Source organism: Actinoplanes sp. CA-030573 (genome assembly GCF_050951115.1).
Classification (GTDB): Bacteria; Actinomycetota; Actinomycetes; order Mycobacteriales; family Micromonosporaceae; genus Actinoplanes.
On record NZ_CP192038.1, the window covers coordinates 2,440,143 to 2,465,947 of the forward strand.

The window sequence follows — 25,805 nt, forward strand, 5'->3', positions numbered from 1 at the left end:
ATGACGACACTCACCGCCTTCCAACGGGATCTCGAGCGAGCCCTGAGCGTCGGGTCCGACCTGACGGTCGACCTGGCCGATGTGACCTTCATCGACGCCGCCGGGATTCGTGCCCTGGCCGAGACCGACGCCCGGTTACGCGGTGAGGACCGGCGGTTGCGCGTGGTGCGCCCGAGCCGGAACGTCCGGCGCATGCTCGGCGTGCTCCGGCTGCAGTATCTGGTCGAGCAGGGGTGAGGAGCGCTCTCGGCCTTTGTGCCGGTCGGACGGGGGAGGGGTCGGTGTCGATCCAGGTGCGATTGCTGGGCGCGATCGAGCTGCGGGTCGACGGCGCCCGGGTCGACCTCGGCCCGGCCAAGCGGCGGGCGCTGCTCGCCGCGCTGGCCCTGGAGCGCAACCGGCCGATCGGCGTGGACATGCTCAGCCGGCTGCTCTGGACCGGCGCGCCGCCGGCGTCGGCGGTGCCGAACATCCGCAACCACGTCGCCGGGCTGCGCCGGGTGCTCGACTCGCGGATCCTGTCCCACCGGCACGCCTACCAGCTCGTCCTGGACGCCCACGAGCTGGACGTGACCGAGTTCCAGCGGCTGGCCGGGAGCGGGCGGCGGGCGGTCCGGGCCGGCGACCCGGCCGCGGCCGAACCGGAGCTGGCCGCCGCGCTGCGGATCTGGCGCGGGCCGGCCGGCGACGGGGTCGCCCGCGGCACCGAGCTCGACCAGCGCTTACAAGGCCTGGACCAGCACCGGCTGCAGGTCGTCGAGGACCTCGCCGACGTCCGGCTGGCGCTGGGCCACGCCGCCGGCCTGGTGCCGCTGCTGCGCGAGCACCTCGCGGCCCAGCCGCTGCGCGAGCGGGCCTGGGCGCAGCTGATCCTGGCGCACTACCGCGCGGGCGACGCCGGCGCGGCGCTCGCCGCCTACCGGGAGGCGGACGAGGTGCTGCGCCGTCAGCTCGGCGCCGGCCCCGGTCCGGACCTGGTCGCTCTGCGCCAGGCGGTGCTGGAGCGATCCCCCCGGCTGGACGGCTGACCGGCCGGCGGCTGCGGCTCAGCGGCGGCTCAGCGGCGGCTCAGCGGAGCCGTGTTAGAAAGCCGGGCATGCGCATCCTGTTCGTCGCCGCGCCCCTGCAGGGGCACCTGCTGCCGCTCGTCCCGCTCGCCGCGGCCTGCCGCGACGCCGGGCACGACGTGATCCTGGCGTCCGGCGGCTTCCCGGCCGACGTGCTCGGGCTGCGCACGGCCGACATCGGTGGCCGGTTCAGCCTGCCGCGCAGCGCGATCCGGGCGGCGCTGCGGCATCCGGGCGTCGCCCGCGCCGAGATGCGCGGCACCGCGGGGCACGCGATGGTCGGCGAGCTGTTCGGCCGGGCCAACCTGGCACTGGTCGAGCCGCTGCGCGAGCTGGCCGAGCGGGAGCGTCCCGACCTGCTGGTCTTCGAGCCGCTGGCGGAGGCGGGCGCGATCGTGGCCGGGCGGCTGAGCATCCCGTCGGTGCTGCAGGAGAACACGCTGTGGCCGGCCACCGAGCTGTTCGGGGCGGTCACCGGCGCCTCGGTCCTGGCCGGCTTGGACATCCCGAACCCGGAGCTCACCATCACGGTCTGCCCGCCGAGCCTCCGCGGCGGGCCGCTGCCGGGCGCGATCCCGATGCGGCCGGTGCCGTTCTCGGGCGGCGGTTCGGTCCCGGGCTGGCTGCTCGAGCCCGGCGACCGGCCCCGGGTGCTGGTCAGCCGCAGCACGCTGGCCGGGCCCAACGACGGCGACCCCGGCCCCGCGGTCATCGCCGCGGCCGCCGGTGTCGACGCCGAGTTCGTGCTCGTCCGGCCGGCGCGCGAGCGGGGCCTCCCGCCGAACGTGCGGGCGGTCGGCCGCGTACCGCTGAACGAGGTTCTCCCGTACGCCGCCGGTTTCGTGCATCACTCCGGGGCGGGCAGCGTGCTCGGCGGCCTCGCGGCCGGCGTGCCCCAGCTGACCACGATCGGCGCCGGCGACCGCCGGCACAACGCCGAGCTGCTGGCCCGCCGGGGCGCCGGCCTCGCGGTGGAGGCCAAGGCGATCACCGCGGCCGATCTGACCCGGCTGGTCACCGACGAGAAACTGCGGGCGACGGCCGGCGAGGTGGCGGCCGAGATCGCCGCGATGCCGCTCCCGGCGACCGTGATCCCGGAGCTGGAGAGGCTCGTCGGCGGCTGATCGGCCGCCGGGGGCCTATGGTGTGGACCATGGACCATGCGGCCACGACGAGGTGGTTCGACGCGCTCGGCGAGATTTTGGGCCACTCCCATCGGTGGAGCCCGGACGCGATGGCGTCGTGGGTGGCCGCGGCGGCGGTGCCGCTGGGTCTGCGCACGACCATCTGGCTGGTCGACTACGAGCAGGTCAGCCTGCGCGCGCTCGCGGAGCCCGGCCGCCCGGCCCCGCCGCCGATGCCGATCGCCGGCACGCTGGCCGGCCGGGCCTTCGCTCGCGTCGAGTCGCTGGCGGCCGGCACCGACGAGCGGCAGTGGTGGATCCCGATGGTCGACGGCACCGACCGGCTCGGCGTGCTCGAGGTGGTCCGGAGCGAGGCGGCCGGCCCGGCCGACTCCACTTTCCGGCAGCGCTGCGAGCTGCTGGCCGGGCTGGTCGGGCATCTCGTCACCACCACGTCGGAGCGCGGTGACCACCTCGACCGGGCCCGCCGGTCGGCCGCCATGTCCCCGGGCGCGGAGATGCTGTGGCGGATGCTGCCCCCGCTCACCGCGACCGGCGACGGGGTCGTCGTGAGCGCGGTGCTGCAGCCCTGCTACGACGTCGGCGGCGACGGCTTCGACTACACGCTCGAGAACGGGCGGGTCAACGTGGCGATCTTCGACGCCGTGGGCAAGGGCCTGCCGGCCGCCCTGACCTGCTCGGTGGCGCTGGCGGCGATCCGGGCCGCGCGCCGCGCCGGTCAGGGGCTCGGCGAGCAGGCGCGGGCGGCCGACGACGCGGTGGCCGAGCAGTTCCCGGACGCGCGCTTCGTCACCGCGGTGCTGGCCGAGCTCGATCTGGCGAGCGGCCGGCTGAGCTACCTCAACGCCGGGCACCCGCCGCCGATGGTGTTGCGCCGCGGCCGGGCGGTGCACGAGCTCGGGAGCGGGCGCCGCCTGCCGCTGGGGCTCGGCGACCGGCGGAGCGGGACGGCCGAGCTCATACTCGAGCCCGGGGACCGGTTGCTCTGCTACACCGACGGCGTCACCGAGGCGCGGACTCCGGACGGGGACCGGTTCGGCCTCACCCGCCTGATCCACCTGATCGACCGGCACGCCGGCTCCGGCCTGCCCGTGCCCGAGGTGCTGCGCCGGCTGGCGCACGCCGTGCTGGAGCACCAGGGCGGCCCCCGGACGACGACGCCACGCTTCTGCTGCTGGAATGGTCCACCGCGGCCGCCGGCAACACCGTGCCGCACGCCAACCGGAACCGAGAAGACGAGGATCAACGATGATCGACCAGGCCCTGACTGTGGTGACGACCCACGTGACCGAGGCGGTCGTGGTCCTCGCCCCGGCCGGTGACATCGACCGGGCCAGTCAGTCGGTGCTGGAGGCGGCGGCGACCGCGGCGCTCGACGGCGGTGGCGTTCATCTGATCATCAACCTCGACGGGGTGACGTTCTGCGACTCGTCCGGCCTGAGCCTGTTCATCCGGCTGCAGCGGCGCGCCGAGGCGGGTGCCGGCTCGGTGCGGCTGACCTGCCCCCAGCCGATGGTGCGCACGGTCCTGCAGATCGTGAACTTCGACCAGCTGTTCGAGGTGCATCCGACCGTCGACGAGGCCGTCCGGTCCGCCCGGGCCGCGGCCTGATCAAGACCGTGCGGCATTGGCACATGGGAGTAGATCGATTAACCCTGACTGACATCGTTGTCACGCTGACATCGTTGTCAGAAGGGAGTACGCATGCTCCGACCCGTCCTCGCCGCGATCGCCGTCACCATTCCCCTCACCGTCGCGGCGCCGGTCACCGCCGCCCAGGCCGCACCGGTCGCGCTCGCCGACGACCCGGCCGCGTACGTCAATCCGTTCATCGGCACCACCAACCTGGGCAACACCTACCCGGGCGCGGTCCGGCCGTTCGGCATGCTCGCGTGGAGCCCGCAGACGTCGCGCGGCAACCAGATCTCGACGCCGGCGCCGGGCGGCTACCAGTACACGGCCACGAAAATCCGCGGGCTCAGCCTCACCCACCTCAGCGGCGTCGGCTGCTCGGGCGCCAACGGCGACATTCCGATCATGCCGTACGCCGGAAGCGTCACCACCTCGCCGAGCGCCGACGCCACGGACGCCCTCTACGCCAGCACCTTCTCGCACGCCAACGAGGCCGCCGAGCCCGGCTACTACCGGGTCGGCCTGGACAGCGGGGCCGGCGCCGAGCTGACCGTCACCGACCGCACCGGCCTCGGCCGCTTCACCTTCCCCGCCGGCAAGCCGGCCAACCTGCTCTTCCGCACCTCGCTCTCGGAGACCGGCAGCGCCGATGCCACTGTCCACATCGACCCGGCCACCCGGACGGTCACCGGCAGCGTGAGCGCCGGCAACTTCTGCGGCCCGCAGAGCACCGACAACTCGCACGCGTACTACACGCTGCACTTCGTCGCCCAGCTCGACCAGCCGTTCGCCGCCACCGGCACCTGGACGGACGGCACGCTCACCCCGGACAGCACCGACGCGAGCGGCGGCAGCGGCTACAGCGCCGCCGGCCGCCCGGTCGCCGGCAAGGGCTCGGGCGGCTACGTGACGTTCGCGCCCGGCACCACCAGCGTCGGCATGCGCGTCGCCATCGCGTACACGGATCAGGCCGGCGCCGAGCGCAACCTGGCCGCCGAGTCCACCGGGGGCTTCGACGCCGTCCGCGCCGCCGCCCGGAAGGCGTGGACCGACCGGCTCAGCAAGATCCGCATCGGTGGCGGCACCCGTGACCAGCTCACCACCTTCTACACCGCGCTCTACCACGCGGCGCTCGAGCCGACGCTGACCAGCGACGTGGACGGCCGCTACCGCGGCGCCGACGACCGGATCCATCAGCTGTCCCAGGGCCAGCACGCTCAGTACGGCACGTTCTCCGGCTGGGACGTCTACCGCGCCCAGGTGCAGCTGCTGGCGATGCTCGACCGGCGCCAGGCGAGCGACTATGCGCAGTCGCTGTTCAACTACGCCACCCAGCGCGGCGGCGAGTGGGACCGCTGGCTGCTCGAACACGGCAAGACCGCGGTGATGTCGGGCGACCCGGCCGCCGCCGCGATCGCCGGCCTGTACGCGTTCGGCGCCCGCGACTTCGACGCCGAGGGCGCCCTGAGTTCGCTGGTACGGGCCGCGACCGTGCCGACCGCCAACGACTCCAGCGACCGAGGCTGCAACGTGGAGTGCGTCGGCCAGCGCCCGTCGCTGGACTTCTACCTGGCCAAGGGATACGTGCCGGCCGACGACTGCCACTGCTGGGGCGGCGCGGCCGAGACGCTGGAGGACGCGGCGGCCGACTACGGCATCGCCCAGCTGGCCGGCGCGCTGGGCGACCTGCGGACGTACAAGACCTTCATGGCCCGCTCGCTCAACTGGCGCAACGTCTACGACCCCGAGGCCAAGGCCGATCCGGGCCTGGAGCACAACATCCGCGAGCACATCACCGCGGTCACGGCGAGCGGCGAGAACCCGCCCTACGAGGGCAAGGCGCAGGCGTTCGACGGCGACAAGGGCACCAAGTGGCTCACCTTCGCCACCACCGGCTGGGTCGCGGCCAAGCTCGACGCGCCACGCACCGTCGACCGCTACGCGCTCACCTCGGGCAACGACGAGCCCGGGCGCGACCCGGCCGACTGGCGGCTCCAGGGCTCGAACGACGGCAGCGCCTGGACCACTGTGGACACGCAGACCGGGCAGGCCTTCGAAAAACGAGGACAGACCAGGACGTACGAGGTGAGCAGCCCGCAGTCCTTCGCCTTCTACCGCCTCGACGTCGTCAAGAACGGCGGCGCCGACATCGTGCAGCTCGGTGAGCTGGAGCTGGCCGACCCGGCCGCGCCGACCCCGGCGCCGCTCGACAGCCCCTTCGCCGGCTGGATGCGCGACAAGTACCGCGACGGCACCTGGGCCGAGGGCTTCAGCCCGTCCACCGGCACCGGCTTCGTCGAGGGCAGCAGCGCCCAGTACACCTGGATGGTCTACTCCGACGTGGTCACCCTGGCCCAGCGGATGGGCGGCAACGACGTCGCCGAGAAGCGGCTGGACGCGTTCTTCCGCAACCCGGACGGCACGTTCGACCTGACCGCCACCAAGCCGGCCCGGTTCGACGCGACCAACGAGCCGGATATCCAGACGCCGTACCTCTACAACTACTTCGGCGCCGCCTACAAGACGCAGGAGACGGTCAAGGCGATCGTCGACGGCAAGTGGAGCAACGGCACCGGCGGCATCCCCGGCAACGACGACGCCGGCACGATGAGCGCCTGGTATGTCTTCTCCGCGCTCGGCCTCTACCCGACCGTGCCGACCCGGGCCGAGCTCGCCCTGACCACGCCCCTGTTCCCGCGCGCCGTGGTGACGCTCGGCAGCGGCAAGGAACTGACCATCGACGCGCCCGGCACCGAGACATCGCACTACGTGCAGGCGCTGAAGGTCGACGGCAAGCGCACCACGAAGGCGTGGCTGCCGGCCCGCACGGTCACGGCCGGCGGTCACCTGACCTACACGCTCGGCACGACTCCGAACTACAGCTGGGGCAGCATGCCGGCCGACGTCCCGCCGCAGAACTAGGTCGCACGCCGAAGCCGGCGCCGACCCGTCCCCGCGCCGGCGTCGGCCTGTCCCCGCGCCGGCGCCGGCGCCCGGCTGCCCACTGCTGCCGCCCGCCGCCCGCCGCCCGCCGCCCGCCGCCCGCCGCCCGCCGCCCGCCGGCCGCCGCCCGCCGGCCAGCGGGCACCAGCCACCAGCCACCGGCCCGCCGTGCACCGGCCACCGGCCGCCGCCGCATTCCGCCACCCCGCCCACCCAAGGGGGCCGATCGGCGCGGCTGCCTGCTCGCCCACGCATCACCTCGGCCGTCCCGCTATCTCGCCACGACGACGTATTTCGGGCCACTTTGCACTGCTCACACATGCGCACCGAAACGACAGCGCATTCGCCTTGGGTGCGTATAGGTGAGCAGAGCAGAGACGGCGGGGCGCGGCGTTGGACGCAAGCACGGCGACGGGCGCAGGCACGGCGACGGGCGGCGCAAGCACGGCGACGATGGGCGCGAGCAGCTCGGTAGGCGCAAGCCCGGCGACGCCGGCGCACGCCCAGCTGCCCGGAACGGGCGGGCATGACGGCGATCTCGACTCGACCGCCGGCCCGCGGGGAGCGGTGGGCGCCGGGCTCAGGCGGTGACCGCCATCGCGGCGCCGGTCAGTTCGACCGAGCGGACCCGGTCCGCCGGCTCCGGTGCCTGGTGGGTGGTGATGACCTCGTCGGCCTGGCAGCTGGCCGCGAACGCGGTCAGGTAGTCGCGGACCTCCTCCGGCGTGCCGGCCACGCTGTAGCGGGTCATCGACGCGAGCTGGGCGCCGTTGGGCGACGCCAGGAACTCGTCGATCTCGGCGTCGGTGAAGTTGCCGCCGACCGCGCCCCGGCTGATCAGCGCGCGGGTGCGGGCCCGCCACGCCGCCTTCATCTGCCGGGCGGCGACCTCGCGGTCCTCGGCCGCGAAGACGTTCACCCCGGCGATGACGTACGGCTCGGCCAGCTGCCCGGACGGCCGGAACCGCTCGCGATAGACCGCCACCGCCTGGTGCAGCGCGTCGGGGGCGAAATGCGAGGCGAACGCGTACGGCAGTCCCAGTTGCGCCGCGAGCTGGGCGCCGAACAGCGACGACCCCAGGATGTAGAGCGGCACGGTCTCGTCGGCGCGCGGCACCGCCTGCACACCCGGCACCCGGCTGTGCCCGCTCAGGTAGCCCTGCAGCTCGAGCACGTCGTCGGGGAAGGAGTCGGCCGAGGCCGGGTTGCGGCGCAGGGCCAGCATCGTGTTCTGGTCGGAGCCGGGGGCGCGGCCGAGCCCGAGGTCGATGCGGCCCGGGTGCAGGGTCGCCAGCGTGCCGAACTGCTCGGCGATGACCAGCGGTGAGTGGTTGGGCAGCATGACGCCGCCGGCGCCGAGCCGGATCGACTCGGTGTGATCGGCGATGTGCCCGATCAGCACGCTCGTCGCCGACGAGGCGATGGCCGGCATGTTGTGGTGCTCGGCGTACCAGACGCGGCGGAACCCGGCGCGCTCGGCCGCGCGGGCCAGGTCGACCGAGGCCGCGAAGCTGTCGCGGACCGGCCGGCCCTTGGCGACCGGCGCGAGGTCAAGAAGAGAGAGGGCTAGTGACACGCTTCGACACTAGCTCCGGGAGTGACCTTCGGTGAGCGCGTGGACGGCGGCACCGATAGCGTGGGCGGCGAGGTGAGCGCATGAGTCTGGAAAAGGTGGTCTTCGGGTTCTTCGTGCTGCTGGCGGCCACGCTGAACTTCGGGTTCTTCATCGGCGACCTGTCCGACCCGGCGTTGCACAACGTGTACGAGCTGTTCGCGGCGGTCGTGGTGAGCCTGATCGCGACCGTGCTGAAGTTCGGCGACCGCACCCAGATCGGGGCCGTGCACCTGGCCACCAGCCTGGTCGCCGACCTGCAGCTGATCGCGGCCGCGGTGGTGTGGGCGGTGGCGACGCAGGTCTCGTCGGCCGGGCTCGACGGCGAGGCGACGGCCGCCGTGGTGTCGCTGTCCGGCGGCGCGCTGGTGGCCAACCTCGTCTCGGTCGTGCTTCTGGTGATCGAGACCACCACGTTCCACCGCCGATGACGTCCCGCCCGCGGCGCCGGTTCGCGGCGCGCTACGCCGAGCGGTCGCCGACGGTCTTCCTGATCCTGCGGCGGATGCGGGCGCCGCTCATCGTGCTGATCGCCATCTTCGCGATCAGTGTGCTCGGGCTCACGCTGATCCCGGGGCGGGACGCGGCCGGCCACCCGGCGCGGATGAGCTTCTTCGACGCGTTCTACTTCATGAGCTACACGGCGACGACGATCGGCTACGGGGAGCTTCCGCAGCCGTTCACGGGCGCTCAGCGACTGTGGGTCATGGCCACCATCTATCTCACGGTGGTCGGGTGGGCGTACGCGATCGGGTCGCTCTTGACCTTGTTGCAGGATCGCACGTTCCGGCAGGCCATCGCGCTGCGCCGGTTCACCCGGACGGTCAACCGGCTGCGGGAGCCGTTCCTGCTGCTCGCGGGCTACGGGCAGACCGGGCAGATCCTCGGCCGGGCGCTGGACGCGCTCGGGCGGCGGATGGTGGTGCTGGATCTCTCGGCCGAACGGGTCGACGCGCTCGACATCGACTCCTACCACGCCGACGTGCCGGGGCTGGTCGGCGACGCCGCCGACCCGCGCACGCTGCACCTGGCCGGCCTCGAGCACCCCCGCTGCGAGGGCGTGCTGGCGCTCACCGACGACGACGAGGTCAACCTGGTGGTCGCCATGACGGCCGCGCTGATCCGGCCGGAGGTCCCGGTGCTGGCCCGCACCCTGTCGCCGGCGATCGAGCACCGGATGCGGGCGTTCGGCTCGCCGTCGGTGGTCAACCCCTTCGACCGGTTCGGCGACCACGTCCGGCTGGCCCTGCACGCCCCGGCCGCCTATCAGCTGATGTCCTGGCTGGCCGGCGGCCCCGGCGCCGAGCTGCCGCCGCCCGGCCGCCGGCCGGAGCCGGGGCGCTGGGTGGTGTGCGGCCACGGCCGGTTCGGCCACAAGTTCGTCGAGGACCTGCGCGCCGACCACCTCGAGGTGACCATCGTCGACCTGCGCGAGCCGGCCGACATCGTCGGGGACGCCTCCGATCCGCGGGTGCTGGCGCGGGCCCGGCCCGAGGAAGCCACCGGCTTCGTGGCCGGCACCGACAACGACACCACCAACCTGTCGCTGATCGCCGCCGCCCGCCGGCACAACCCCGACCTGTTCATCGCCGCCCGGCAGAACCGGCCGGCCAGCGCGCCGCTGTTCGCCGCCGTCGCCGCCGACTGGGTGCTGGTGCCGGCCGAGGTGGTGGCCCGGGAGATGTACGCCCAGCTCAGTTCCCCGCTGTTGTGGCGGTTCGTCCAGGAGATGCCGGCCCGCGGCAACGACTGGGCCGAGGACCTGCTCGACCGCCTCGAGGCGCACTGCGGCAGCCGCCTCGGCGACATCTGGAAGCTCACCCTGGGCGACGCCGAGACGCCCGCGCTCGGCCCGTGGCTGCGCAGCGGCGACGCCCGTCTCGGCGACCTGCTGCGCCGGCCGCAGGACCGCGACCGGCAGCTGGCCGCGGTGCCGCTGCTGCTGCTCCGCGGCGACGAGGCGATGCTCGGGCCGGCCGACGACACCCGGCTCGAGGCCGGCGACCAGGTGCTGCTGGCCGGGCATCGGGCGGCGCGGCGGGCGCTGACCGACACCGCCACCAACCACACGGTCAGCGAGTACGTCCTCTACGACCGGACCGTGCCGTCCGGCTGGCTCTGGCAGCGGGCGACCCGGCGGATGCCGCACCGGAACTGACAAGAGTCTTCACAGATCGAGAAGCCTGTATGTACGGTCGGGGGATGCGCCTACGTCTCGCCGCTCTTCTCGTGGTCGCGCTGCCGCTCGCGGGCGCCCCGGCTCCGGCCGGGGCCGCGCCCGCCCCGGTGGCGCTCGGCAGCGTCGTGCCCGCTCCGGTCCAGGTGCGCCCGCACGGCCCCGCGTTCCGGCTCACCCCGCACACCGTCATCGAGGCGCCGGCGTCGGCGCGGAACGTGGCCGACCGGCTCGCCGAGGCGCTGCGCCCGGCCACCGGGTACCGGCTGCCGATCGTCGGCCACGCGCCGCGCGGCGTGCCGGCCCTGTCCCTGGCCACCGGTCATTTCGACCAACTCGGTGCGGAGGGCTACCGCCTCACGTCCGGCCGTTCCGGCGTGCGGATCGCGGCGAACGGCAATGCCGGGCTCTTCGCCGGCGTGCAGACGTTGCGGCAGCTGCTGCCGGCGGCGATCGACGCGAGCACGCCCCGGCACGCCCGGTGGGCGGTCGCCGGCGGGGAGATCGTCGACTACCCGCGGTTCGGCTTCCGCGGGGCGATGCTCGACGAGGCGCGCCACTTCCACACGGTGCCGGAGGTCAAGGCGTACATCGACGAGATGAGCCGCTTCAAGGTCAACTACCTGCACCTGCACCTCGCCGACGACCAGGGCTGGCGCATCCAGATCGACTCGTGGCCGCGGCTGACCACGGTCGGCGGCGCGCCCGGCACCGGGGTCGACGGCGTGGGCGGCGGCTACCTCACCAAGGCCGACTACCGCGACCTGGTGCGCTATGCGAGCCAGCGGGACGTGACGATCGTGCCGGAGATCGACATGCCCGGCCACGTCAACGCGGCCCAGGTCGCCTACCCGGAGCTGACCTGCGACGGAGTGGCGCCGCCGCCGCGGACGGACACCGAGGTCGGGTACAGCTCGCTGTGCATCGGCAAGGAGGTCACGTACCGCTTCGTCGAGGACGTGATCCGCGAGCTGGCGGCCATGACGCCCGGGCCCTACCTGCACATCGGCGGGGACGAGGCGCACGCCACGACGGCGGCCGACTACCTGGCGTTCGAGCAGCGGGTGCTGCCGCTGGTCGCCAAGTACGGCAAGACGGCGTACGGCTGGAACGAGATCGCCGCGGCGCCGGCGGCGCACCGCGCGGTCGCTCAGTACTGGGGCCTGGACACTTCCAACGCGACCCTGGCGGCGGCCGTGGCGCAGGGCACCAAGGTGGTCATGTCGCCGGCCAACCTCGCGTACATCGACCAGAAATACGACGCGAACACCCCGCTCGGGCTGGACTGGGCGGGATACATCGAGGTGCGGACGGCGTACGACTGGGATCCCGGCACCCATCTGACCGACGTGCCCGCGAGCGCGGTCCTCGGCGTCGAGGCCCCGCTGTGGTCGGAGACGTTGCGCAGCCTGGACGACATCGAGTTCATGGCGTTCCCGCGGCTGGCCGCCATCGCCGAGCTGGGCTGGTCGCCGCACCGCGACTGGGCGTCGTTCCGCGCCCGGATCGGCGCCTACGGCCCGCGCTGGGTCGAGCAGGGCGTCGACTTCTACCGGTCGCCGCAGGTCGACTGGGACTGAGGTATGAGGGGGCTTTTGGCTCCCCGGTATGACGACGCGGCGGGTATCCCGTACCTACGCTCCGCGGATGAATCTGGCGAAGAGGTTCCTGCATTCCGGGTCGGTGTTCCTGATCGGCGCCGACCCACCGCGGCCCGGCGGTCGCCGCGAGCACGTGGCGACCGCGCTGGCCACCGCGGCCGCGCTCTACGTGGGGTGGGGCGCGACCACCTACCTGGAGCGCAAGTCGGGCCTGCCGGTGCTGGTCTGCGCGGCCGGCGGCGCGGCGCTGGGGGTGCCGATGGTCCTGGCCGTCACCCGCCCGCTGCTGGCCTGGCGGGCGCTGTGGCTCGCCTCGGCCGTCACCGGCATCCTGGTGCAGTCCCACCACCGCACGCCGTTCTCCTGGCACCCGGCGGTGCTGGCCGCCCAGATGGCGCTGCTGTTCGTGATCGCGCTGCGGGTGCCGTTCGCGGTGAGCGCCTGGGCGTGGGCGAGCATGGCCGCCCTGATCGGCCTGTCCTTCTACCCGGCGGATCGGGTGCCGCTGATCGAGATCGTCACCGTGCTCACCGGCGTCGCGTGGCTGATCCGGGGCGTGCGGACGGGCCGGCGTTCCCAGCGGGAGGTCGGCACGTCCGCGTAACCCCGGCTCTGCTCACCTATCTGCGCGCGGCCGGCGGCGCTCACCGCAACGCGCGGGTCAGCGGCCGAAGGAGAAGCGGCGCTTCTTCGGGCGGCGGAAACCCTGCAGGGCATCCGCGCCCTGCCGGAGCATGCGGGACGTGCGGCTCGGGCCGCGCCGGGCCTCCATCGTCTCGCTGAGCTTGCGGGCGCCCATCGCGCCCAGCGGGACGACGATGGCCATGATGACGAAACGGCGAAACAGGTTGGGGATCATAGTCATGGTTTACCCCCGGACGCCCGCGCTCATGCACCGCACGTAAGTCCGGCGTCGGTGGGTATACGACGATCATGAGTGACATCGACCCCGAGAACTATGCCGAGTTCGTGACCGAGGACGGCCCCGGCTCCCGTGACACGGGCGTGCCTGGCTCCCGTGACACGGACCGGCCTGGCTCCCGTGACACCGGCGAGGAGGCCTCCGCGCACGAGCGGCAACGCCATCCCGAGCAGGAAGCCCACGGCGGCAGCATGGCGCCGGGCCTGGTCGACGACGTCGGCCGGCGGATCGGCGACGTTCCGCCGGACGGTTCCGGCCGGTAGGGGTGGCCGCCGGACGATTCCGGCCGGTAGGGGTGGCCGCAGGACGGTTCCGGCCGGTAGGGGTGGCCGCCGGACGGCTTGGGCCGGTAGGTCTGACCGCCGGACGGCGTCGGCCGGTAGGTGCGGCCGCCGACGGCTTCGCCCGCGGCTGGACCACGGTGGCCGGGGTCCGGACGCACGACCGGCACCGACGGGACATGCCCGGGACGCCCGTCGTGCTGCTGCACGGCCTGGCCGTCTCGCACCGCTACCTGATGCCGACCGCGCGGCGGCTGGCGGCTCATCGGCCGGTGTTCGTGCCAGATTTGCCCGGCTTCGGGTACAGCGACAAGCCGCCGGTCGCCTACGACGTGGACCGGCACGCCCGGCACCTCTCGGCCTGGCTGGACGCCCGCGAGCTCGGTCCGGTCGGTGTCGTCGGCCACTCGTTCGGCGCCGAGGTCGCCGCCCGGCTCGCCGTGCTGCGTCCGGACGCGGTGTCGTCGCTGGTGCTCGCCGGGCCGACCTGCGACGTGCGGGCGCGCAGCCGGTGGGGCCTGCTCCGGCGGTGGCTGGCCGACCTGCCGTTCGAGCCGGCGTGGCAGGCCCCGATCCTGGCCTGCGACGTCGCCCAGGCGAGGCCCTGGCGGGTGTGGGCGACGGTCGGGCACTCGGCCCGGAACGCGATCGAGGACGACCTGCTCGAGCTGCCGGTACGTCCCCTGGTGCTGGGCGGCGCGCTCGACCCGGTGGCGCCGCCCGGCTGGCGGTCGGCCGTCGCGATCGCGACCGGCGGTGTGGCCGTCACCGTGCCCGGCGCCGCCCACAACGCGCTGACCACCGCGGGCGAGCGATGCGCGGCACTGATCGAGGCGCATGTCCGGGGCGATTCGGGGGTAGCCGATGCGGCATGCGTATCGGTGGCACGGAAGTCCGGTTCCTCGGAGGCGCCCCGGGGTGCCTCGGGATGATCCTCCTCTCGGTGGTGCTCTCCGTCGGGCTGACGGTGCTGCTCAACCTCTTCCTTCGGTGAGCGCCGGCGGCGGCTACCCTGGTACGGCTGACGAGGGGAGGGCCATGCCGGACACGCTGCGGCCACTGCGCTGGTGGGCCGGGCTGGCCGTGGTCTTCTTCGGCATCCTGCCGGCCGTCATGGTGACCCTGCTGGTGACCGGCGGGCACACCCCCGGCTCGGTCGGCATCCTGCTCATCGGCGGCATCCCGCTGGTGCTGGCCGGCGTCGTCCTCGCGCTGCGCGGCATGACCGGCGACGACGCCGAGCTCGCCGCCCGCCGCCTGCACCTGAGTATGGCCCTGATCGCCGGCGCGGATGTGCTGCTGCTGGGCGGCAACGCCCTGATCCGCATGGCGAGCGGCTAGCACCGGCCCCGGAGAACCCGGCGGGCCGCGCCGCAAAGCCGGTGGGCCGCGCCGCAAAGCCGGTGGGCCGCGCCGCAAAGCCGGTGGGCCGCGCCGCAAAGCCGGTGGGCCGCGGGGGAAGACCGCCGAAAGGGCCGCCCGCGGTCCGGAGCCGCCGGGCGGCATCGGCAGCGTAAGCCCGCCGGCGGGCTTACGCGGGTGAATCGGCGTTCCGGCGGTATTGCACCTTTTGTCGCCGACGCTGGGCTTGATGCTTGTTCTCCATCGTGCCGAGCGGAGCGACCGGCTCGCGGAAGCCCTCGCCGCGCTGCTGCGCGAGCCGCTCGGCGACCCCTTCGCGGCCGAGATCGTCGCGGTCCCGTCGAAGGGGGTCGAGCGCTGGCTCGCCCAGCGCCTCGCGCACCGGCTGGGCACGGGCAACGGCGAGGACGGCGTCTGCGCCAACGTGCGCTTCCCCTCGGTGACCGGCCTGATCGAGCTGGCCGGCCGGATCGAGCAGATCGGCGCGCCCGGCCGCGGCGACCAATGGGGGCCCGACCGGCTCGTCTGGCCGCTTCTCGAGGTCATCGACGAGTGTCTCGCCGAGCCGTGGTGCCGCACGCTCGCCGCCTATCTCGGCGCGCTCGACGGCGATCCGGTGCGGCGCGGGCGGCGGTACGCGACGGCCCGTCACCTGGCCGGGCTGCTCGACTCCTACGGCCTGCACCGGCCCGAGATGCTGCGCTCCTGGTCGGCCGGCGACGACGTGGACGGGCTCGGCGGCGCGCTCCCGGACGACCTGCGCTGGCAGGCCGGGCTGTGGCGGCGGCTGGCCAAGCGGATGACCGTGCCGAGCCCGGCCGAGCGGCTCACCGAGATGTGCGACGCCCTGCGGCACGATCCGGGGCGGTCGCCGTTGCCGGACCGGATCTCCGTCTTCGGCCTCACCCGGCTGCCCGCCGCCCACGTGGCCCTGCTCGAAGCGCTGGCCGCCGGGCGTGACGTGCATCTGTGGCTGCCGCACCCGTCGCCCGCGCTGTGGGAGCGGCTGCGGCCGCACGTCCCGGCCGGGTCGCCCGTTCCCCGCGCCGCCGATCGGACCCGCGACCTGCCCCGGAACCCGCTGCTGGGCTCGCTCGGCCGGGATGCGCGGGAGCTGCAGCTCACCCTCGCTAAGGGACGATCGATCCACCACGCCGGTACGCCGTTCCCGGCCAGCCGCCTCGGCCGGCTGCAACGGGCGATCGCCGCCGACGAGCCCATGGCCGGCGCAGCCGGGCCCGACGCAGCCCGGGCCAATGCAGCCGGGCCCGACGCAGCCCGGGCCAATGCAGCCGGGGCCAATGCAGCCGGGGCGAACGCAGCCGGGGCCGAGGGACAGACGCACGACCGCAGCGTCCAGGTGCACGCCTGCCACGGCCCGGACCGTCAGGTCGAGGTCCTGCGCGAGGTCATCCTCGGCCTGCTCGCCGCCGACCCGGCGCTGGAACCGCGGGACATCCTCGTCATGTGCCCGGACATCGAGTCGTACGCGCCGCTCATCTCCGCCTCGTTCGGCCTCGGCGCCGACGCCGCCCACCCCGCCCACCGCCTGCGGGTGCGGCTCGCCGACCGCTCGCTGCGCCGGCTCAACCCGCTGCTGGACGTCGTCGCGCACCTGCTCGGCCTGGCCGATGCCCGGATGACCGCGGCCCAGGTGCTCGACCTCGCCGCGCTGCCGCCGGTGCGCCGCCGCTTCCGGTTCGACGACGACGATCTCGACCGGCTGCGCGAGCTGGTCGTCGAGTCCGGCGTCCGGTGGGGGCTCGACGCCGAGCACCGGTCGAAATTCCTGGTGCCGGCCCGCTCCAACACCTGGGTCGCGGGCCTCGACCGCATCCTGCTCGGCGTGGCCATGAGCGAGGACGAGCCCTACTGGCTGGGCACCGCCCTGCCGCTCGACGACATGGACTCCGGCGACGCCGACCTCGCCGGCCGCCTCGCCGAGCTGGTCGACCGGCTGGCCGCGGCCCTCGGCGCCCTCACCGGCGAGCGGCCGCTGTCCGGCTGGCTCGGCGCGATCGGTTCGGCCGTCGACGCCCTCACGTCGGTCGCGGACGCCGACGGATGGCAGGCGGCGCAGGTGCGGCGGGAGCTGGCCGGCATCGCCGAGGCGGCCGACGGGGACGCGTCGCTCACACTGTCCGACGTACGGTCGCTTGTGGAGGGACGGCTGCGCGGAAGCCCGACCCGCGCCAACTTCCGCACCGGTGACCTCACCATGTGCACGATGGTGCCGATGCGCTCGGTGCCGCACCGGGTGATCTGCGTCCTCGGGCTCGACGACGGCGTGTTCCCGCGCGGCGCCGGCGTCGACGGCGACGACGTGCTCGGCCGCGTTCCCTGCGTGGGGGAGCGCGACCCGCGCGGCGAGGACCGGCAGCTGCTGCTGGACGCGGTGATGGCCGCGACCGGAACGCTCGTGCTGCTCTACTCGGGCGCGGACGAGCGCACCAACGCGCCCCGTTCGCCGGCCGTGCCCCTCGCCGAGCTGCTCGACGCGCTCGGCCCGGAGGCGGCCGCCGTGGTCACCCGGCATCCGCTGCAGCCCTTCGATCCGCGCCACTTCATCGCGCCGGCCCCGTTCAGCTTCGACGAGGTCGCGTTGGCCGGCGCGCTCGCGGCCACCGGCGAGCGGGCCGCTGATCCGCCCTTCCTGGCGGCGCCGCTGGCGCCGATCCCCGGCGACATCGAGCTGGGCGACCTGCAGACCTTCTTCACCCATCCGGTACGCGCGTTCGCCCGCCGCCGCCTCGGGATCGGGTTCGCCGGCGACGACGGCGAGCCCGCCGACGGCCTGCCGGTCGAGCTCGACCCGCTGGCGCAGTGGGCGGTCGGCGACCGGCTGCTGCGGTCGCTGCTCGCCGGCACGCCGCTGGACCGCTGCGTCCAAGCCGAGTGGCGGCGCGGCGTGGTGCCGCCCGGCCCGCTCGGCACCCGGCTGCTGAATGCCATCGCGGCCGAGGCCGAGCCGCTGGCCAGGGCGGCGCTGACGCATGTCGGCGGCGCCCCCGAGGCGGTCGATGTCTCGTTCGCGCTGCCGGACGGCCGCACGGTCACCGGCACCGTCGACGACGTCCACGGCGACACGATCGTGGCCGTCTCCTACTCGAAGCTCGCCCCGAAGCACCGCCTGCGCGCCTGGATCGACCTGCTCGCGCTCACCGTCGCCCGGCCCGGCGTCCGGTGGCGGGCCGTCACCATCGGCCGGGGGATGCGCGGCCCGTCCCGGTCGACGGCCGGCCCGATCGACCCCGCCGGCGCCGCGCGCCTCTTCGGCGACCTGGTCGCGCTTGCCGACGAGGGCCTGCGGGCGCCGGTCCCGCTCAGCATCAAGGCCTCTCCCGCGTACGCCCAATGCCGTCTCGGCGGCGGCGACGTGCCCGCCGCCGAGGCCAGGGCCCGCACCGAGTGGACCCGGTACGGGGGCGGGGGAGAGGCCGACGACGACCCGCACCGCCTGGTCTGGGGCGCCGGTTCGACGCTGGACCGGCTGCTCGCCGAGCCGGCCGCCGGCGCCGAGCCGACCCGCTTCGGCGCGATCGCGATGCGCCTGTGGGAACCGCTGTGCCGGGCCGAGACCCTGGACCGGCCGCGATGAGCGCGACCCCGTTCGACGTGTGCGGGCCGCTGCCGTCGGGGACCACGGTCCTGGAGGCCGGCGCCGGCACCGGCAAGACCTTCACCATCGCCGCGCTGGCCGCCCGCTACGTCGCCGAGGGCCGCGCCGGGCTGCGCGAGCTGCTGCTGGTGACGTTCGGCCGGGCGGCCACCGCCGAGCTGCGTCAGCGCGTCCGCGAGCGCCTGGTGAGCGCCGAGCGCGGCCTCGCCGACCCGGCCGCCGCCCGTGCCTCCGGCGACGCCGTCCTCGCGCTGCTCGCCGGCGCGGACCCGGCCGAGGTCGCGCTCCGGCGCCGCCGCCTCGCCGCCGCCGTCGCCGACTTCGACGCCGCCACCATCGCCACCACCCATCAGTTCTGCGAGCAGGTGCTGGCCGGGCTCGGCATCGCCGCCGACCGCAATCCGGACGCCGTCTTCGTCGACGACCTCGACGACCTGATCACCGAAGTGGTCGACGACCTCTACGTCCGCAAGTACGCGACCCCGCGGGCGCCGGTCCCGCACTTCGACCGGAAGGCCGCGCTCGAGATCGCCCGGCAGGCCGTCGGCGACGGGCAGGCGCGGCTGGAGCCGGCCGGCGACGACGCCCCCGAGGACGCCCGGATGCGGTACCGCTTCGCCGCCGCCGTGCGGCTCGAGGTGCGGCGCCGCAAGCGCGAGCGGCGGCTCTACTGCTTCGACGACATGCTCACCGGCCTCGACGAGACCCTGGCCGACCCGGTGCGCGGCCCGGCCGCCCGGCAACGGCTGCGCGACCGCTACGCGGTGGTGCTCGTCGACGAGTTCCAGGACACCGACCCGGTCCAGTGGCGCATCGTCCGCACCGCCTTCCACGGGCACACGACGCTGGTCCTGATCGGCGACCCGAAGCAGGCGATCTACGCGTTCCGCGGCGCCGACGTCGTCAGCTACCTGGCCGCCGCCGGCGACGCCCCGGCCCACGCCACCCTCGGCACCAACTGGCGCAGCGACCGGGGCGTGCTCGCCGCGTTCGAGACGGTGTTCGGCCGGGCCGCGCTCGGCGACGGCCGGATCACCGTCCGGCCGGTCGCCGCCGCCCACCCCGGCGCGCGCCTGCCCGGCCCGCCGTTCCGCCTGCGGGTGCTGGGCCGGGCCGGGTTCACGCTGCGCTCGGGCCTGGTCCCGGTCGCCGACGCCCGCGACGCCGTCACCGCCGACCTGGCTGCCCAGGTCGTCGGTCTGCTCCGGGACGACGGCGTGCCGCCCGGCGACGTCGCGGTCCTGGTGCGCACCCACCGGCAGAGCGCACAAGCCCAGCAGGCCCTCGCCGCCCTCGGCGTGCCCGCCGTGCTGGCCGGCGCGGCCAGCGTCTTCGGCACCGCGGCCGCCCTCGACTGGCTCGCCGTGATCGAGGGCCTCGAGCAGCCGCACCGCGGCCCCCGGGTCGCGGCGGCGGCACTCACCGGCATCGTCGGCTGGTCCGCCGACCGGCTCGCCGCGGCCGGCGAGCGGGAGCTCGACGAGCTCGGCGGCACGCTGCGCCACTGGGCCCGGCTCGCCGCCACCCGCGGGATGGCCGCCCTGCTCGAGGCCGTCACCGCCACCGGCATGCCGGCCCGGCTGCTCACCCTGCGCTCGGGCGAGCGGCGCCTCACCGACCTGCGGCACGTCGGCATGGCGCTGCACGCTGCCGCGCTGGACGGTGGTCTCGGCCTCACCGCCGTCGCCGAGTGGCTGCGCCGCCGCATCGCCCACGCGCCGCACGACGTCAGCGCCGAGCGCAGCCGCCGCCTCGAGTCCGACGCCGACGCGGTGCAGATCCTCACCGTGCACAGCAGCAAGGGCCTCGAGTACCCGGTCGTCCTCCTGCCGTTCGGCTGGGACCGGAACGTCGACAAGCCGGGACTGCCGCGGCTGCACGACGACGCCGGCGACCGGGTCCTCGACGTGGGCGGACCGGCCGGCCCGCGCTTCGCCGAGAGCAGCCGGCGGCACCTGGCCGAGGAGGACGGCGAGGACCTGCGCCTGCTGTACGTGGCGCTGACCCGGGCCGCCTGCCGCGTGGTCGCCTGGTGGGCGCCGACCGCGAACACCCGGGCCTCGGCGCTGCACCGCTTCCTCTTCGGGCGGCCGGGCGAGGCGGAGAGCCCCGCGGCCGGGTACCCGGTGCCGGACGACGCCACCGCGCTCGCCCGGTTGCGGGCGCTGGCCTCCGACAGCCTCGCCGTCGAGCCGGTCGAGCGGGTCGAGCCGGTCGAGCCGGTCGAGCGGGTCGCGCCGGCCGCCGGCGTGCCGGCCGCGCCGTGGGCGCCGTCCCCGGCCACGCGCCCGGCCCTCGCCGCGGCCCGCTTCGCCCGCGCCCTCGACGGCGGATGGCGGCGCACCTCGTACTCCCGGCTCACCGCGGGCCGGCACGACGAGCCGGGTGTGCGCAGCGAGACCGGCGATGACGACGACGAGGCGATACCGCCGGTGGTCGTGCCGGACGAGACCGCCGCCGCGGTCCTGTCGTCCCCGATGGGCGCCCTGCCCACCGGCGCCGCGTTCGGCACCCTGCTGCACGCGCTGCTCGAACGCTGCGACTTCGCCGCCGCCGACCTGGCCGCCGAGCTGACCGGGCACGCCCGCGACCTGCTCGGCCCGGCCCCGACCGGTCCCGCTCCGCACGAGCTCGCCGCCGCGCTGCTGCCCGCCCTGCACACCCCGCTCGGCCCGCTCGCCGCCGGCCGCAGCCTGGCCGGCTTCGACCGCGGCGACCGTCTCGACGAGCTCGAGTTCGAGCTGCCGCTGCACGGCGGCGACCGGCCCGCGACCACCGAGGCGGCCACGCTGAGCGCCGTCGGCGACGGCCTGGCCCGGCACCTCGGCCCCGGCGACCCGCTCGCCGCGTACGCCGGCCGGCTGCGCTCCCCGGAGCTGGGTGTCCAGCCGTTGCGCGGCTACCTGACCGGCAGCATCGACGCGGTGCTGCGGCTGCCCGGGCCGCGCTACGTGATCGTCGACTACAAGTCGAACTGGCTCGGGCCGTACGACGAGCCGCTCACCGCCCATCATTACCGCCCGGCCGCGCTCGGCCCGGCGATGATGGCCGCCCACTACCCGTTGCAGGCGCTGCTCTACGCCGTCGCCCTGCACCGCTACCTGCGCTGGCGGCAGCCCGGCTACGACCCGTCCGCGCACCTCGGCGGCGTCCTCTACCTGTTCCTGCGCGGGATGTGCGGCCCGGCCACGCCCGCGCCCGGCGGGGTGCCGCACGGCGTCTTCGGCTGGCGGCCGCCGGCCGCGCTCGTCACCGACCTGTCCGACCTGCTCGACGGAGGCCGCCCATGACCGTGCTCGTCGAACGGGCGCTGCACGCCACCGGCCTGCTCGCCGCCTTCAACGACGCCGGCGTGCTCACCCTCGCCGACGTGCACACCGCGCGCCGGATCGCGCTGCTCGGCGGCGAGCCGGACGAGTCGATGCACCTGGCGATCGCGCTCACCGTGCGGGCGCTGCGGCACGGCTCGGTCTGCGTCGACCTCGGCTCGGTCAGCCGCACCGCCGCCTCCGACGACAACGGCGTCGATGTCGCCGCCCTGCCCTGGCCCGACCCCGTGCGCTGGCGGTCCGCCTGTGCCGGTAGCCCGGTGGTGTCGGCCCGCGGCGAGCCCGGCCGGCCGCTGCGCCTCGTCCGTGGGCTGCTCTACCTCGACCGCTACTGGCGGGAGGAGGACCAGATCGGCCGCGAGCTGCGACAGCGCGCGGTCTCGCCGCCCCCGCCCGCCGACCGGGCCCGGCTGCGCGCCGACCTCGACCGGCTCTTCGGCGACGGCGACGACAAGCAGCGGCTCGCCGCCGCGGTCAGCTGCCTGCGCCGGGTGACCGTGCTGGCCGGCGGTCCCGGCACCGGCAAGACCACCACCATCGCGAGGCTGCTCGCGGTCCTCGCCGCCCAGCCCGGCGGTCCGCTCCGGATCGCGCTCGCGGCGCCCACCGGCAAGGCCGCCGCCCGCCTCGAGGAAGCCGTCCGCGAGGTCTCCCGGCGGCTGCCCGGCCCGCCGCTGCCCGACCTGCGGGCCTCGACGCTGCACCGGCTGCTCGGGCGGCGGCCCGGGTCGCGCACCCGCTTCCGGCACCACCGGTCGCACCGGCTGCCGTACGACGTGGTGGTGGTCGACGAGACGTCGATGGTGTCGCTGACGCTGATGGCCCGGCTGATCGAGGCGGTCCGCCCGGACGCCCGGCTGATCCTGGTCGGCGATCCGGACCAGCTGGCCTCGGTCGAGGCGGGCGCGGTCCTGGGCGACATCGTGGCGGCGGACGGTCCGGGCGAGCCGGGCCTGCAGGCGGCGCTGGCCGAGGTGGGAGAGCGGGAGGCGGTCGTGAACGGGGTGGTCACACTGGACCGGATCTGGCGCTTCGGCGGGGATCTCGCGGCCCTGGCGAGCGCCGTCCGCGCCGGCGACGACGACCGGGTGGTGGCGCTGCTGCGGGCCGGCGGCCGGCAGCTCGCGTTCGTCGAGACCCCGGCCGCGGACTGCGCGGACCTGCGCACCGAGGCCCTGGCGGCGCTGCGCGCGGTGGCCGAGGCCGCCGGCCGGGGCGATGCCGGGACGGCGCTGCGCGGGCTGGACGCGCACCGGCTGCTCTGTGCCCACCGCCGCGGCCCGTACGGGGTGAGCCACTGGACCCGGGAGACGGGCCGCTGGCTGGCCGCCACCGACCTCACCGCCTGGGAGCCCGGCCGGCCGCTGCTGATCACCGCCAACGACTACGACGCCGGGCTGCACAACGGCGACACCGGGGTGGTCGTCCGCACCCCCGACGGTCCGCGCGCCGCCTTCGCCCGGGGCGGCGACATCGTGCTGATCCCGCCGTCCCGCCTGGCCGAGGCCCAGCCGCTCTACGCCATGACGGTCCACCGCAGCCAGGGCAGCCAGTTCGACCGGGTCTCGCTGGTGCTGCCCCCGGCCACGTCGCCGCTGTTCACCCGCGAGCTGTTCTACACGGCGGTGACCCGCGCCCGTACCGGCCTGCGCATCCTCGGCACCGAGGACGCCGTGCGGGCCGCGGTGACCCGGCCGATCGCCCGGGCCAGCGGCCTGCGCGAGAGCCTGGCGGTGGCGGCGTGAGCGAGCTGTTCTGGCGGCGGCGGACCGAGGACGCCGGCGGGCTGCTCCGGCGCGACAGCGCGCTGCCCGAGGCCGCGGCCTGGCGGCGGTGGCGGCTGAGCCAGGAGCTGACCGACCGCCACTACCACCGGTGGGGACTGATGCCGGCCCCGCGGACCGCCGGCGAGATCGCCGTCGTGACCGGCGACTGCGAGCACCCGGCCCGTGACCTCGGCCGGCTCGCGGACAAGGTCTACCTCGGGGCCGACAACGCGATGGCCGCGCTGTACGCGGACATCTACGCCGGCGGCGGCCAGCGCTATCCCGACGGCTACGGCTGGACCGAGTGGGCCGACCGGGTGGAGAGCTGGCTCGACCTCGACGAGGGCGTCCACGACGACTGCCTGCACCGTCGCCCCGGCGCCATGTTCCCGCTGATGTGGCAGGTCGGGCTGCGCCTGCGGACGGCCGACAACGAGCCGGGCGCCGCGATCCGGACGATCCGCGTCCTGAGCTGGGACGACGTGGTCCGGAGCGTGCCCGCGGCGTACGGGGTCGAGAATGACCTGGAGCTCAAGGCGCGCTGGGTGATGGTCCGCACCCGCACCGCGTGGTGCGCGCTCAGCCCGGCCGGCCTCGCCTACCGCGGCGACACCGTGGCCGACCTCGCCGCCGCCCATCGCGCCGGTGCCGGACCGGGCGAGCTGGCCGCCATGGTCGAAGGGCTGGGGGAGGTCGAGCCCGACGCCCGGCTGGCCCAGCGCGCCGGCCTGCCCACCACCCGGCTGCGACCGGGCATCGAGGCCCCCGGCGGGCTGACCTTCTTCGCCGGCGACGACGACCTGGTCGTGGTGGCCGGCCTCGACGCGCCGCAGCCGGCCGTCGACGCCGCCCTCGCGTACGGCATCGGGCTCGCCGCCGACCGCGACGTGACGCTGATCCTGCCGGAGGGCCGGGAAGGCCCGACGATGCGGCGGGCGCCGTGCCTGAGCGTCCGGGTCCGGGTCTGGCTGCACGACGGATGCCGGGTGACGCCCGCGCCGCTGCCGGCCCGGATCGAGGTCTACACCCACTACCGCGCGCAGAGCTGGTCGGTGCCGCCGCCCGAGACCCCGTGGGACAGCGAGCAGGAGACGCTGCTGGCCGCCGACGGCTGGGGCGCCGATCTGGTCCGGGTGCGCCGGCGGACCCGCTCCGGGCCGGCCACCGCGGTCTTCGGCGCCCGCGCGATGCCGGACCACATCGTGGCCCTCACCCGGCCGTCGCCGACCGCGCTGCTGGAGGCGCTCGACCAGATGGTGTGGGCGGAGTCGGTGGCGGCCGAGCTCGACGCGATCGTCCCCGACGCGGCCCTGTTCCTCGCCCACCGCGTCGTCGCCGGCGACGAGCTGCACCCGACCGCGCCGGCCCTGCTGGAGGCCTTCGACCTCGCCCCGGTACGGCTCCGGATGCCCGGTCCCGAGGGCATGGAGCGACGTGCGGCCCAGCCGGTCTGCGACGCGCCCACCGCCGGTCCACGCCCCGCCCCGGCCCGGTCCGGGCACCGCCGGGCCCGGCGCATCGCCGAGGTGGCGGCCGAGGCCGGCGCCGAGAACGACGTGTGGCCGGACCCGATGCGGGCGCTGCTGCCGCCGGCCTGGAACGCCTACGCCGCCACCGAGGAGCACGACGGGATCAGCGACGGCTTCCCGATCGTCACCAGCGCCCAGGCCTTCGCCATGAACGTCTTCGCGCCGGTCGGCGCCGAGGGTGCGGCCCGGGTCTGCGACCTGCTCGGCCTGCCGGTCGAGGAGGCCGCCCTGCCGGACTTCGGCCACCGCGTGGCGGGCTTCCCGACCACCGAGATCGACGTGCTGCTCACCGGCACGGCCGCGGCCGGCCGCCGGGTCGCCGTCCTGCTGCTGGTCCGGCTGACCGAGGAGGAGCTCGGCCGCTGCGCCGGCCACCCCGATCCGGCCAACCCGCGCCGGGACGCCTGCCGCGTCGACGCCCCGTTCGGCGGCGACCACGACGCGTGCCACCTGCTGCGCCGGGACAACATCGACTATCCGCGGCTGCTCGACCTCGCCGGTCCGCCCCTGGCCAGCGGCTGGTGGACATCGGACGGCGGCTGCCCCTTCCGCCGCGCCGCCGAGCCGATGCGGGCGCTCGCGCTGGGCGAGGCGCTGCGGGCCCGCCACGCGTACGACGACGTCGCCGTCGCCCTCTGCACCCCGGCCGGCGACGACAGCATCCGGCGCCGCTGGCGGGAGTCCCAGGCGACGCTGCGCTCGGCCGGCGGCCTGACCCTGTCGTACCTGCCGCTCGAGGTCGTCCTCGGCGCCACCCGGCATCCGGCCGCCGACTGGATCCGGGAGCGGTACGGCCTGGGCAGCGCCGAACGGGTCTGACC

The 25,805-nt window shown here is 75.3% G+C and carries 19 protein-coding genes; 17 read left to right on the top strand and 2 right to left on the bottom strand.

The annotated features are described in order from the left end of the window. From ACQP2F_RS11385 to ACQP2F_RS11410, 6 genes are all read left to right on the top strand, one after another. On the top strand, positions 1 to 237 hold the full coding sequence (locus tag ACQP2F_RS11385; protein WP_433303210.1) for an STAS domain-containing protein: 237 nt from the start codon (positions 1 to 3) through the stop codon (positions 235 to 237). 44 nt (positions 238 to 281) lie between these two features. Beyond that, entirely contained in the window at positions 282 to 1,028 is a 747-nt protein-coding gene (locus ACQP2F_RS11390; protein ID WP_433303212.1) for an AfsR/SARP family transcriptional regulator, read from the top strand. A 68-nt stretch (positions 1,029 to 1,096) separates the two neighbouring features. Next, positions 1,097 to 2,191 carry a glycosyltransferase gene (locus tag ACQP2F_RS11395; RefSeq protein WP_433303214.1) on the top strand — a complete coding sequence of 365 codons (1,095 nt, stop codon included), beginning with the start codon at positions 1,097 to 1,099 and terminating at the stop codon, positions 2,189 to 2,191. A 29-nt stretch (positions 2,192 to 2,220) separates the two neighbouring features. Next, positions 2,221 to 3,534: a PP2C family protein-serine/threonine phosphatase gene (locus ACQP2F_RS11400; RefSeq protein ID WP_433303216.1), complete on the top strand. Its 1,314-nt coding sequence runs from the start codon at positions 2,221 to 2,223 to the stop codon at positions 3,532 to 3,534. Continuing rightward, a complete protein-coding gene (locus ACQP2F_RS11405) occupies positions 3,461 to 3,823 on the top strand; it encodes an STAS domain-containing protein (protein ID WP_433303218.1) in 363 nt (120 codons plus the stop codon). Before ACQP2F_RS11400 ends, ACQP2F_RS11405 begins: the two co-directional genes overlap by 74 nt. Before the next feature lie 93 nt (positions 3,824 to 3,916). Next, on the top strand, positions 3,917 to 6,766 hold the full coding sequence (locus ACQP2F_RS11410) for a GH92 family glycosyl hydrolase (protein WP_433303220.1): 2,850 nt from the start codon (positions 3,917 to 3,919) through the stop codon (positions 6,764 to 6,766). A 601-nt stretch (positions 6,767 to 7,367) separates the two neighbouring features. Here ACQP2F_RS11410 and ACQP2F_RS11415 read toward each other — a convergent pair. Further along, positions 7,368 to 8,363, bottom strand: coding sequence for an LLM class flavin-dependent oxidoreductase (locus tag ACQP2F_RS11415; protein WP_433303221.1), 996 nt, complete (start codon positions 8,361 to 8,363; stop codon positions 7,368 to 7,370). Between the two features lie 80 nt (positions 8,364 to 8,443). On the opposite strand from ACQP2F_RS11415, the gene ACQP2F_RS11420 reads away from it, so the two are divergent. The 4 genes from ACQP2F_RS11420 to ACQP2F_RS11435 all read left to right on the top strand — a co-directional run bounded on the left by ACQP2F_RS11420 (position 8,444) and on the right by ACQP2F_RS11435 (position 12,780). Next, on the top strand, positions 8,444 to 8,830 hold the full coding sequence (locus tag ACQP2F_RS11420; protein ID WP_433303223.1) for a DUF6394 family protein: 387 nt from the start codon (positions 8,444 to 8,446) through the stop codon (positions 8,828 to 8,830). Further along, complete coding sequence (locus ACQP2F_RS11425) at positions 8,827 to 10,557, top strand: potassium channel family protein (RefSeq protein ID WP_433303225.1); 1,731 nt, start codon at positions 8,827 to 8,829, stop codon at positions 10,555 to 10,557. The genes ACQP2F_RS11420 and ACQP2F_RS11425 overlap by 4 nt, the downstream gene beginning before the upstream one ends. A gap of 44 nt (positions 10,558 to 10,601) precedes the next feature. Then, positions 10,602 to 12,155, top strand: a complete 1,554-nt coding sequence (locus tag ACQP2F_RS11430) for a beta-N-acetylhexosaminidase (protein ID WP_433303227.1) — start codon at positions 10,602 to 10,604, stop codon at positions 12,153 to 12,155. Positions 12,156 to 12,222: 67 nt separating this feature from the next. After that, the gene (locus ACQP2F_RS11435) at positions 12,223 to 12,780 is read left to right on the top strand and encodes a hypothetical protein (protein WP_433303229.1); all 558 of its coding nucleotides are present in this window, start codon (positions 12,223 to 12,225) and stop codon (positions 12,778 to 12,780) included. Between the two features lie 57 nt (positions 12,781 to 12,837). Here the strand turns inward: ACQP2F_RS11435 and ACQP2F_RS11440 are convergent, their stop codons facing one another. Beyond that, positions 12,838 to 13,041: a hypothetical protein gene (locus ACQP2F_RS11440; RefSeq protein ID WP_433303231.1), complete on the bottom strand. Its 204-nt coding sequence runs from the start codon at positions 13,039 to 13,041 to the stop codon at positions 12,838 to 12,840. A gap of 68 nt (positions 13,042 to 13,109) precedes the next feature. Between ACQP2F_RS11440 and ACQP2F_RS11445 the strand changes: the two genes are divergently transcribed. The 7 genes from ACQP2F_RS11445 (at position 13,110) to ACQP2F_RS11475 (ending at position 25,803) form a co-directional block, all read left to right on the top strand. Continuing rightward, entirely contained in the window at positions 13,110 to 13,361 is a 252-nt protein-coding gene (locus ACQP2F_RS11445) for a hypothetical protein (RefSeq protein WP_433303233.1), read from the top strand. Between the two features lie 197 nt (positions 13,362 to 13,558). Beyond that, positions 13,559 to 14,311: an alpha/beta fold hydrolase gene (locus ACQP2F_RS11450; protein WP_433303235.1), complete on the top strand. Its 753-nt coding sequence runs from the start codon at positions 13,559 to 13,561 to the stop codon at positions 14,309 to 14,311. A gap of 106 nt (positions 14,312 to 14,417) precedes the next feature. Next, a complete protein-coding gene (locus ACQP2F_RS11455) occupies positions 14,418 to 14,720 on the top strand; it encodes a hypothetical protein (RefSeq protein ID WP_433303237.1) in 303 nt (100 codons plus the stop codon). Between the two features lie 250 nt (positions 14,721 to 14,970). Beyond that, positions 14,971 to 18,339: an exodeoxyribonuclease V subunit gamma gene (gene recC / locus ACQP2F_RS11460; protein WP_433303240.1), complete on the top strand. Its 3,369-nt coding sequence runs from the start codon at positions 14,971 to 14,973 to the stop codon at positions 18,337 to 18,339. After that, positions 18,336 to 21,650 (top strand): UvrD-helicase domain-containing protein, encoded by a 3,315-nt coding sequence (locus tag ACQP2F_RS11465; RefSeq protein ID WP_433303242.1) that lies wholly within the window; start codon positions 18,336 to 18,338, stop codon positions 21,648 to 21,650. Before recC ends, ACQP2F_RS11465 begins: the two co-directional genes overlap by 4 nt. Further along, positions 21,647 to 23,434 (top strand): exodeoxyribonuclease V subunit alpha, encoded by a 1,788-nt coding sequence (recD, locus tag ACQP2F_RS11470; RefSeq protein ID WP_433303244.1) that lies wholly within the window; start codon positions 21,647 to 21,649, stop codon positions 23,432 to 23,434. Before ACQP2F_RS11465 ends, recD begins: the two co-directional genes overlap by 4 nt. Next, entirely contained in the window at positions 23,431 to 25,803 is a 2,373-nt protein-coding gene (locus ACQP2F_RS11475) for a hypothetical protein (RefSeq protein WP_433303246.1), read from the top strand. The genes recD and ACQP2F_RS11475 overlap by 4 nt, the downstream gene beginning before the upstream one ends. The last annotated feature ends 2 nt before the right edge of the window (positions 25,804 to 25,805 follow it).

Bases quoted from the DNA above. Each gene is read 5' to 3' on its own strand.
- ACQP2F_RS11385 (WP_433303210.1), top strand. From the start codon at position 1: ATGACGACACTCACCGCCTTCCAACGGGATCTCGAGCGAGCCCTGAGC.
- ACQP2F_RS11395 (WP_433303214.1), top strand. From the start codon at position 1,097: ATGCGCATCCTGTTCGTCGCCGCGCCCCTGCAGGGGCACCTGCTGCCG.
- ACQP2F_RS11400 (WP_433303216.1), top strand. From the start codon at position 2,221: ATGGACCATGCGGCCACGACGAGGTGGTTCGACGCGCTCGGCGAGATT.
- ACQP2F_RS11405 (WP_433303218.1), top strand. From the start codon at position 3,461: ATGATCGACCAGGCCCTGACTGTGGTGACGACCCACGTGACCGAGGCG.
- ACQP2F_RS11410 (WP_433303220.1), top strand. From the start codon at position 3,917: ATGCTCCGACCCGTCCTCGCCGCGATCGCCGTCACCATTCCCCTCACC.
- ACQP2F_RS11420 (WP_433303223.1), top strand. From the start codon at position 8,444: ATGAGTCTGGAAAAGGTGGTCTTCGGGTTCTTCGTGCTGCTGGCGGCC.
- ACQP2F_RS11425 (WP_433303225.1), top strand. From the start codon at position 8,827: ATGACGTCCCGCCCGCGGCGCCGGTTCGCGGCGCGCTACGCCGAGCGG.
- ACQP2F_RS11430 (WP_433303227.1), top strand. From the start codon at position 10,602: ATGCGCCTACGTCTCGCCGCTCTTCTCGTGGTCGCGCTGCCGCTCGCG.
- ACQP2F_RS11435 (WP_433303229.1), top strand. From the start codon at position 12,223: ATGAATCTGGCGAAGAGGTTCCTGCATTCCGGGTCGGTGTTCCTGATC.
- ACQP2F_RS11440 (WP_433303231.1), bottom strand. From the start codon at position 13,041: ATGACTATGATCCCCAACCTGTTTCGCCGTTTCGTCATCATGGCCATC.
- ACQP2F_RS11445 (WP_433303233.1), top strand. From the start codon at position 13,110: ATGAGTGACATCGACCCCGAGAACTATGCCGAGTTCGTGACCGAGGAC.
- ACQP2F_RS11450 (WP_433303235.1), top strand. From the start codon at position 13,559: ATGCCCGGGACGCCCGTCGTGCTGCTGCACGGCCTGGCCGTCTCGCAC.
- ACQP2F_RS11455 (WP_433303237.1), top strand. From the start codon at position 14,418: ATGCCGGACACGCTGCGGCCACTGCGCTGGTGGGCCGGGCTGGCCGTG.
- recC (WP_433303240.1), top strand. From the start codon at position 14,971: ATGCTTGTTCTCCATCGTGCCGAGCGGAGCGACCGGCTCGCGGAAGCC.
- ACQP2F_RS11465 (WP_433303242.1), top strand. From the start codon at position 18,336: ATGAGCGCGACCCCGTTCGACGTGTGCGGGCCGCTGCCGTCGGGGACC.
- recD (WP_433303244.1), top strand. From the start codon at position 21,647: ATGACCGTGCTCGTCGAACGGGCGCTGCACGCCACCGGCCTGCTCGCC.